Source organism: Candidatus Chloroploca asiatica, from assembly GCF_002532075.1.
Taxonomy (GTDB): domain Bacteria; phylum Chloroflexota; class Chloroflexia; order Chloroflexales; family Chloroflexaceae; genus Chloroploca; species Chloroploca asiatica.
This window is the reverse complement of sequence record NZ_LYXE01000070.1, coordinates 1-8,687: the sequence shown is the minus strand read 5'-3', so window position 1 is coordinate 8,687 and position 8,687 is coordinate 1. Positions and strand designations below refer to the sequence as shown.

Here is an 8,687-nt window from a genome sequence, read left to right as displayed (position 1 = left end):
CGCAGGTCACGAGGGAAGGGAGCGGGAACCGGCAAATCTAGTTGACACCAGGCGGCAAATCTAGTTGACATTTAACACGCCCCACCGCAACCGGCGGCAGCGCCACCAGCGCGTGAGACCGCCCCGACCACCACCGCACGCAGCAACAAACGCAGCCAGCGCCCCGCAGCGAAGACCACCACGCCGCCAACGCCGGCCGCACCGGTGCGCCTGGAGATCACACCGCCACCAGCGCTACCCGAGCTTCCGCCGCTTCAGCTCGCCGCCGTGTGCGCCGCACTCTGCCAGGCGCTCGCCGCGCAAGCCCACGCTGACCTCCAGGCGCTCCTGGCGAGCCAACCCAACGACCAGACCGAACCCAGCCTCGCCCTCCCTCCCGCACGCCTCGCCGCCGCCGCCCGGCTGCTCAGCGCATCGCCGGCGCTCACCGCCGCGGTGACCCTGCTCGCGCTGGAGGCGCTGGCGTAGCGGGGAGCCACCGCCTTTCAGTGCATGACGAAGGGCCAGTGCCGGGCGGCGCTGGCCCTTTTTTTGGTTGCGCGTGGGATAACGCTAATCTGGTCGTTGGAGACGGTAGGCATCGTGATGCACGCGCACAACCGCGTGCGCATCGTCCAGCGGGGTCGGCGTCAGCAACGCCCTGCGCCGGGAACAACGCCGCCATCAGCGGCGGCGTCGTTCCGTGGACTCGGCGCTCTGTGGAGGCCGCATCAGTGCGTGCTACAATATGCGCAGCAGCACGCCGTCAACAAAAAGGGCCGTCTCTATGAGTACTAAGCGCTATCGCATCAAAACCATGACGCGTGATGAGCTTGATCTTGCGGTTGAGTGGGCCGCGCAAGAGGACAGGTTGGGTGAGCAGGGGAAGTTCGACATCATACGCCAAAGATCCGAGTACACATGCACCCCCTTCACCTAGACGCACGCCGTCACTGCGGGGCCGACTCTCGTGAGCGCGCTGGACAATGCGCCGCATCAGGACGCGATGGCACCGCCGGCACGCTAGCCGTGCCTCACGGGCGCAACACACACGCCGGCTGGTAGTGCCCTTCACTATTCAGTTCATACCATTGGATCGGGCTGCCCGCTTTGAGCCCCCAGCCAATGAGGATGGACACCCCAAGCGGGAGCGCACCAAAGAGGTGAATGGTTGCGCCAGGACGGCTTTGCGTGCTCAGCAAGGCACATACCTGCTGGGCCATCGCAGCCCCTTCTTCCGGCGTCAGTTCAGAGGGCTCGCGATGCAGCGCAAGGAGCAAGCGTTTGCCGATGGGCCGGTGCGCTCCTGCGGCAACCTGGCCTGAGCGTAAATGCAACCATTGGTCAACTGCATCTGTTACCCTCGTCGCTCCCTGGGTGACGGCGAGTTCAACGACGAGATCGTGTCCCTCTTCGTTCACAACAGCTTCCGTGAGCGTCAAAGGTGATGGAACAGCGATGGCCGTGTCGGTGCGCCACACGTGATGGCGATTATCGGTGTAGTGGATCTGGAAACCGGCACGCTGACAAAAAACAGCCCCAAACGCAAGCCCGGCCGCATTCCGCGCAAACGCCCGCAGCGCAAGCACGCTCTTCTGCTCGCGCCGAAACATCCGTACATACCGCTCGAGATCCGGGAAAAGCTGCTGCTCCCATGTCAGCGGCGTCGGATCGCCTGACACAAACGCCTCGATCCAATCGATCAGGATCTCATCAGGGCGTTCATCAACGCCACTGCGGAGTTTCGGATGCGCAGCCAAATAGACAGCGACCCTGCCTTGTTGTGGTGCGGCAATGGTATGCGTGGGCCCATCTGTCGGCACAAAGCCTCGCCAAAAATCATCAACCGCCTGCATCGGGGCACTGCCCTCATCAAAAAAGCGCACCCCGTTAAGCAACGCGTCCAGTGCGCCACGATAGTTGTTGCAGGTGGTGACGATGCTCAAGACATCGGCCCGGCTCTGGGCGTGGCGGGGGATGGCGCTGCGTACGTGGGCCTCAAGAAAGTCGAGCACACTCCCGCGCTGGTGGCTGTCTTGCATTGCAGGGCAGGCCAGCAAAAGCTCAACGAACTGGCCTCGCTCTTGGATCGTCAGTTGACGCATGGCGTGTCCTTGTGGGGTGGCTGCTGGTGACGAAGCATCGCCAGGGGACGCTGCTGGTTGTTCCTCTGGGGTGGCCGCTGGCGATGAAGCATCGCCAGTGAGCGCTGCTGGTTGTCCCTCTGGGGTGGCCGCTGGTGATGAAGCATCGCCAGTGGGCGCTGCTGGTTGTCCCTCTGAGTGGGCCGCTGGCAATGACGCGCCACCGTTGGAATGTCCCTGGTGATCTGGAGGGTTGGCCTCAGGCTGAAGCGTGCCGCCACGGGGAGGCCGTCGTTCATCCGCGACTGGTTGCACCAGATAGAGCGGTCGCTGCTCGCGGGTGCGAAGATAGAGTGTCGGCACATACCAGCTTGCGCCGTCGCTTTCGAGCACATAGAGCGAGCGGCGCGCTTCGGCGACCGCGGCCTGTACCGACTGACCACGGGCGAGTTCACCATAGAAGACCTCGCTAAAACGAGTGGCCGCCGTGACGCGCACCGTCAATTGCATCGCGACCACCGCTTCGGCAACGGCACTCAAGGCCGGGGCCACGCCAGTGAAGACCCCTTGGTGCCGGTCGGCGGTGACCATCGCTGATTGACAGGCATACAGCATGATGAGCCGGATGCCACCCAACAGGGCAGACAGGCGTCCGGCGCTCACCAGTTCATACCTGCTCCCCCGCGCCTCGCTATCGAAGACCAGGGAGCCCTGACCGTGGTCATAGCTGCCGTGGCCGTAGTAGTGAAGAATATCGGGGGTTGGCCCGCGGCGCATGCGATCATCCAGGGTGCGCGCCGTCACGGGCGAGAGTTCGTCCCAGGTCAGCAACCCCTGATCCTGCAGGGTCGTCCAGCTCTGGAGGCGCGCGGCACGTTCGGCATCGCGTACCTCTGGTGGAATGCCGGCGCGTGGCGCGAGCGCCAAGATATGCAGCGTGTGGCTTGCTGGCAAGGGCGGGGAAAGGGCCTCATCCAGATCGAGATAACGCTCGAGCGCATCAAGCTGACGGCCCCCACGTGACAGCAGCAACGCCTGACGCTGATCCCAGAGCGCCTCCCACGGCAACGCCGCCAGTTCCACCGCCTCGGGCGGAAAGCGCAGCACATACGTCAGCGCTTTCCCCTGGCTCCGCGCCGACTCACGAGCCAGGCGCAGGGCGAGTTCCCCGTCACGGTCATCAATCAACGCCGCATACAAGCGCTGCCCAACGCGCCGATGCACCTCGGGCACCACCCGGTCGGCCTCCCAAAGCCCAGCGCGAACCAGGTGCGGCACCTCTTCCGGACTCACATCCGGCCCCACGCCAGGATAACCGGGGCGTTGCGCGGCATCAAGCGCTTTGAGCACGGTGGGCAACACGTCGCTGGCATAGGGCACGACCAACGAACTGGTGCGTGTCCCCCCAGCCACGCTCTCCCACCTGATCCGCGCCCCATCGCGCGTTGGCGTAAAACGCAGCGTCAGTTGATCGGAAGGCTCAGGCATCGTTTGCTTCAGAACTCACCTATGAATGAAGATAGATCGAAAGTATACCATATCAGATCGGTTTGGCCCATCGATGGGGACGTCCATGCTATAATTCTGCTGCTGATTTCTGCCAAGCGCGATCACACGAGGAGCCTCCCCTATGCCCCCACCAGTCCTCACGAACCCGCAACGCAATCACTTGATTGACCTGCTCTGTGCATGCGATGCCATTGCGGATCAGGGCACCCGCGAGCTGATTGTACGTCAGTTGCGTGATGGTATTCGCCAAGGCATTGCCCGTCATCCCGCGCTCAGGGCTGATGTCGCCAATATTGTGCAACGGTGCGTACAGTATCAGGGTGGCCTCGAAGAGTTGGTGCAGGCGATCGATGGGTTTGAGGGTGACTCGTTCCGGATGCAGGCGTTGGTCAGTTGGCTACGCAGTGAAGTGAAGCTCACTATCGATCTCCCTCTTCCTGCACCAGCGCCAGTGGAGCCGAGCGATCCCACCGCGTCGTCACCTGCACCCCGCGGCAATCCCCTGACACAGCCACCCACATCGCCCCCGCCGCCTGGCCCGGTGCGGCAGCGCTGGGCCTTGCTGGTCGGGATCAACGAGTACAATGAGCCAAGCTATGCCACGCTGCGCTATTGCGTCAATGATGTGCGCGCGCTCGCAACGCAGTTGGCTGACGGCGGTTATACCGTGGTCGCTATGCACGATGAGCTTGACCCCAAGAGTCATCGCTTTCCCAGTCGGGAGAACGTGGAAGCAGAGTTGCGGAGCATCTGTGACAGTGCTGCGCACGATGACTTCATCCTGGTCTTTTTTGCCTGTCACGGGCTGCTGCGTGACGGGCAACGCTGGCTGGCGTTGCAAAATACGCGGGCTCGTGTGCCCCAGTCGGCCCTGGCCCTTGCTGAGGTTGAGGCGATACTGCGCGCTAGCAAGGCAAACCGCTGCCTGCTGCTGCTGGATGCATGCCATGTCGGCATTGAGATCGGACGCAGCATGACCGACCCGGACTTTCTGCGCCATAGCTTTGAACTGGCCGAAGGTTTTGCGGTACTCGCCGCCAGCACCTCGCAGCAGATCGCTCGGGAATGGCACGCTGTCCAGCATGGGGTCTTCAGTTACTACCTGCTTGATGGCCTGGAAGGAGCGGCGGATCGCGCCAACAAAGGCTTCGTGACGGTGGACGACCTGAAGAATCATGTCATTGATGGCCTGCGCCGGTGGAATGTAGAACAGGGCATGCCGCTCCAGGAACCCAATGCCCGTATTGAGGGCATTGGCGATATGATCGTGGTGGATCGACGCCCGTGAGGTTCGCCAAGGAGATCGTGATGCGCCACACATGGCTGCTGTGCTTGCTTGGTCTGGGGGTGTGCTGGCTGCTCCTGGCTTCATCAGCGCAGGCCCAGGGTGGCCTGACGGCGACACCAGCGCGCATCAGTGCGGCTGGCGTGACGGGTGAGCGCCTGACGCGCACGACGGTGATCCGTGCCACCATGCCAATCACCGGGCTGCAAGGGCTTGCCACGGATCTGATCAGCGACCAGGGCCAGGCCATTCCTGCACCGCAGATCACCATCCAGACCTCGGCAACCCAGGTGGTGGCTGGCCAGGTGCTGACTGTGACGACCACCTTTGATCTGGGGAGCATCGCCAGCGGTGCGTATCAGGGCGAACTACTGCTCACCTCTGCCAACGATGTCCTGAGTCTCCCCGTGACGGTGCAGGTCAAACACCCCTGGGGCTGGGCGCTCGCGGTGCTCCTGCTCGGCATTGCCGGCGGCGGCGTGCTCACCTATTATCGCCAGCAGGTGCGCCCGTACGACGACATCCTGATTCGTGCCGGGCGACTGCGCAGCCAACTCCGCAACGATCCCGAACTGCTCCCGAGCTTTCGCCAGCAGATCGAGCGTCAATTGATTGATGTCGAAGCCGCGTTGCAAGGGGCTGATCTCGAGCAGGCGAACAGCCAGCTCCGCACCGCCGAAGCGATCTGGCTGCGCTGGCGGCGTGATCGTACCAACTGGCACGCACAGGCGACCTTTATCAAAGAGTTGGAGCAGCGCATCGCCAGCGCGAGCATGCCAACAGACACGGCCTACATCCACACCGTGCAGCAGAATCTCAAGGACGCCACCCGCGACGCCCCGCTGGGCACCCAGGAGCCTGACACGGTGGCAGGTCGCCTGAAGGCGCAGCAGGAGGCCATCGCTGACTATCAAGCCATTTTTGAAGAGATCGACAGCTTGCTGACCCAGAGCCGCCACGATCCCTCGCTCCAGCAACGTCTCCGCGCCCTAGAAACCCGTCTCTTCACGCTCGACCCGAGCGATGCCGCCAATCGCAGCTTGCTGCAAACCGAGCTCGCAAACCTGGCGACCGAGGTTGTTCCACCAGCACCAGCACCCGACGCCACGGATGCGCCCTTTGTCCTCGGCGGCGGACGAGGCGTGCAACCTGGTATTTTTGCCATGCCAACGATGCCCTCGGTTGCCCCGGTCGCCACCTCAGAAGCCCAGGCCCAGCACGCAAGCGGACGCCGCGTAGGGGAACTCTGGCTCAGCTCAGGCTTTCTGCTCGTGCTCCTTGCGCTGGTAGGACTCGGGCAACTCTACGGCAACAACGCCACCTTTGGGGCCAACCTCTGGACCGACTACGCCACCCTCCTCGCCTGGGGCTTTGGCATCGAAGCAAGCCGCTCGGCCATTACGGGGCTGGGCGGGAAGTAGGGGCGCAGCAGCCCTTGGCCCATCCATTGGACAAACGCCCCACCGCATTGCTGCTACGCCCACAGACCTGTCGGCATAGAACCCTGTCTGTTCAAAGAGAGGCCCCTGTCCTAAAAAGGACGGCCCCCTGCGCGAAACCCGCCGCATCGCTCCTTGCCACCCCATGCCCCACCGTGAAAAGGATAATCCCCCCAGACTGACAGTTGAGCGCCGGACAACGCCCCGTTACCCCACATCCCCACAGCATACGCTCGGCAGATCTCCCAAGAACCCCTGCTTTGCGGGGCGTTGGTCGTCACGGCTCCCACCGGGACGCCCGTGGCATCCCCCATCGTCGTCTCGACCCCCTGCTTTGCGGGGCGTTGGTCGTCACCCGCTGCCCACCAACACCCCTGTGGTGACGGTGACGCCGGTCTCGCCCCCCTGCTTTGCGGGGCGTTGGTCGTCACGCCCTGGACGCGCTGCTAGCCTGGGCACTGCCCGTCTCGACCCCCTGCTTTGCGGGGCGTTGGTCGTCACGTGCTGCCATCGGCTTCGCTATCTGGACCGCGTTGGGCTGGTCTCGACCCCCTGCTTTGCGGGGCGTTGGTCGTCACAGCTATATTTGGCGCGCAGGTTTGGAAGCGTTCCAGTCTCGACCCCCTGCTTGAGACTGGTGCAGAATACCTGCAACTGTTCGGGGTGCGAAGGATCGCCGATCTGCGTGCTTGAAAAACCGCTTTTTTGTGGCATGATGACTGTAGTAAAACCGCATCAAGGACACAAAAAAGACGGTTATGCTCCCTATTCTACCACCAATCCTCCGGGCTGGCACGCCCGATCTGCCCGCGGTGCCGCGCTGGCTCCAAGCTTGGATCATCACGTTCCTTGGCCCGATCCTGATCTGGGCGGAGACGACCATCCTCCGTCGGATCTTCACGACGACGGTGCGCGACCATCCGCTGGTGCGCATCGGCCTGGCCTATGATCCCGCGGCCGTGGTCGCGGCCTGTGCCGCGTATCGTCATCCCGAGGGTACGCCTGGGGCGCCGCCGACCTTCACGCTGGAGCAGTTCGTCCGCGCCGAGATCGTCCGCGCCTGGGCCGAGGGCTGTTCCGACCGCGAACTGGCCTGGCATCTCGCCAGCAATCTCGTCGTGCGCTGGTTTGTCGGGTTTATAATGGACCCAAGAATCTGCACACTCACCTGACCAGGGTTCCGTATCATAGGCATATGAAAAAGGTTTACACCGCCGCGTTCAAGGCCCAGATGGTTCTGGAGCTCTTGAAAGAAGCGAAATCCATCAATCAGCTCGCTGCCGAGCACGGGGTTGCCCCCACGGTGCTCCGCGAATGGAAGCAAGCTGCCCTGACCAGCTTGCCTGACCTGTTCGAACGTCGGGACTCGGTGACAGAGCTCCGGGCCGCTCACGCTCGTGAGTTGGAACAACTCTACGCAGAGATTGGGCGCTTAACGACGCATGTCAATTTTTTAAAAAAAAAGTTGCCGAATTGATCCGTGCTGAACGTAGTGCCCTGGTCGAGCACGCTGATGAGGCGCTCCCGCTGGGTACCCAGGCCGCTCTCCTGGGCCTCAGTCGCCGAAGTCTGTACGACCAGCCGGTGCCGCCATCGCCGGAGGAGGTGGCCGTCAAGCACCGCCTTGATGCGTTGTATACCGCCCATCCGTTCTATGGGTCGCGGAAGATGACCGTCATCCTGAACGAGGAAGGGGTGCTGATCAACCGGAAACGGGTGCAACGATAGATGCGCGAGATGGGGCTTGCGGGCATCACCCCTGGCCCCAATCTGAGCAAGCGGGCCGCCCAACACCGCATCTATCCCTACCTGATCCGCGGGGTGACGGCACACACCCCGAACGCGATCTGGGGCTCTGATATCACGTCTATCCGTCTGCAGAGCGGTTGGCTCTCCCTGGTCGCCATCCTCGACTGGTACTCGCGCTCCGTGATCAGTTGGGCCTTGGATGAGACCCTGGAACTGCCCTTCGTGCTCGATGCCGTGGATCGTGCGTTGACGGTGGCAACGCCCACGATCTGGAATAGCGACCAGGGGAGCCATTTCACCAGTCTGCAGCTCACGAGCACATTGGAGGCCGCAGGAGCCAGGATCAGCATGGATGGACGCGGACGCGCCCACGACAACATCTTTACCGAACGACTCTGGCGATCAGTGAAATATGAGGAGGTGTATCTCCACGAGTATGGAAGTCCACGTGAGGCACGTATGAGGATCGCAGAATACATGCACTTTTATAATCACGAACGCCCGCATCAATCGCTGGACTATCGTCGTCCTGCTGAGGTGTATCGGGGAGGATGAACCCACCGAGGGTACGATCGGCGATTTTTTCGGCTGGGGGTTGGTCGGGGCCAAGTCGCCCCGGCCGGGGCGACTTGGCCCCGACCA

General features: G+C 62.8%; 9 protein-coding genes. 7 read left to right on the top strand and 2 right to left on the bottom strand.

The window, feature by feature from the left end:
- Positions 1–71: 71 nt before the first annotated feature.
- The gene (locus tag A9Q02_RS24160; RefSeq protein ID WP_172450790.1) at positions 72–221 is read right to left on the bottom strand and encodes a hypothetical protein; all 150 of its coding nucleotides are present in this window, start codon (positions 219–221) and stop codon (positions 72–74) included.
- Between A9Q02_RS24160 and A9Q02_RS08125 the strand changes: the two genes are divergently transcribed.
- Positions 205–468: a hypothetical protein gene (locus tag A9Q02_RS08125; RefSeq protein ID WP_097651860.1), complete on the top strand. Its 264-nt coding sequence runs from the start codon at positions 205–207 to the stop codon at positions 466–468. The two genes, A9Q02_RS24160 and A9Q02_RS08125, sit on opposite strands and share 17 nt — an antisense overlap.
- 545 nt (positions 469–1,013) lie before the next feature.
- Here A9Q02_RS08125 and A9Q02_RS08115 read toward each other — a convergent pair.
- Positions 1,014–3,551 carry an effector-associated domain 2-containing protein gene (locus tag A9Q02_RS08115; protein WP_097651858.1) on the bottom strand — a complete coding sequence of 846 codons (2,538 nt, stop codon included), beginning with the start codon at positions 3,549–3,551 and terminating at the stop codon, positions 1,014–1,016.
- A 142-nt stretch (positions 3,552–3,693) separates the two neighbouring features.
- On the opposite strand from A9Q02_RS08115, the gene A9Q02_RS08110 reads away from it, so the two are divergent.
- From A9Q02_RS08110 to A9Q02_RS25395, 6 genes are all read left to right on the top strand, one after another.
- On the top strand, positions 3,694–4,860 hold the full coding sequence (locus A9Q02_RS08110) for an effector-associated domain 2-containing protein (RefSeq protein ID WP_097651857.1): 1,167 nt from the start codon (positions 3,694–3,696) through the stop codon (positions 4,858–4,860).
- A 20-nt stretch (positions 4,861–4,880) separates the two neighbouring features.
- Entirely contained in the window at positions 4,881–6,278 is a 1,398-nt protein-coding gene (locus A9Q02_RS08105; protein WP_097651856.1) for a hypothetical protein, read from the top strand.
- Positions 6,279–7,054: 776 nt separating this feature from the next.
- Complete coding sequence (locus tag A9Q02_RS08100) at positions 7,055–7,468, top strand: transposase (protein ID WP_097651855.1); 414 nt, start codon at positions 7,055–7,057, stop codon at positions 7,466–7,468.
- Positions 7,469–7,491: 23 nt separating this feature from the next.
- Positions 7,492–7,773: a transposase gene (locus A9Q02_RS25405; protein WP_216361471.1), complete on the top strand. Its 282-nt coding sequence runs from the start codon at positions 7,492–7,494 to the stop codon at positions 7,771–7,773.
- The gene (locus A9Q02_RS25400; protein WP_216361470.1) at positions 7,770–8,024 is read left to right on the top strand and encodes an IS3 family transposase; all 255 of its coding nucleotides are present in this window, start codon (positions 7,770–7,772) and stop codon (positions 8,022–8,024) included. The genes A9Q02_RS25405 and A9Q02_RS25400 overlap by 4 nt, the downstream gene beginning before the upstream one ends.
- The gene (locus tag A9Q02_RS25395; protein WP_216361469.1) at positions 8,025–8,600 is read left to right on the top strand and encodes an IS3 family transposase; all 576 of its coding nucleotides are present in this window, start codon (positions 8,025–8,027) and stop codon (positions 8,598–8,600) included.
- The last annotated feature ends 87 nt before the right edge of the window (positions 8,601–8,687 follow it).

Bases quoted from the DNA above. Each gene is read 5' to 3' on its own strand.
- A9Q02_RS08110 (WP_097651857.1), top strand. From the start codon at position 3,694: ATGCCCCCACCAGTCCTCACGAACCCGCAACGCAATCACTTGATTGAC.
- A9Q02_RS08115 (WP_097651858.1), bottom strand. From the start codon at position 3,551: ATGCCTGAGCCTTCCGATCAACTGACGCTGCGTTTTACGCCAACGCGC.
- A9Q02_RS08100 (WP_097651855.1), top strand. From the start codon at position 7,055: ATGCTCCCTATTCTACCACCAATCCTCCGGGCTGGCACGCCCGATCTG.
- A9Q02_RS25405 (WP_216361471.1), top strand. From the start codon at position 7,492: ATGAAAAAGGTTTACACCGCCGCGTTCAAGGCCCAGATGGTTCTGGAG.
- A9Q02_RS08105 (WP_097651856.1), top strand. From the start codon at position 4,881: ATGCGCCACACATGGCTGCTGTGCTTGCTTGGTCTGGGGGTGTGCTGG.
- A9Q02_RS25395 (WP_216361469.1), top strand. From the start codon at position 8,025: ATGCGCGAGATGGGGCTTGCGGGCATCACCCCTGGCCCCAATCTGAGC.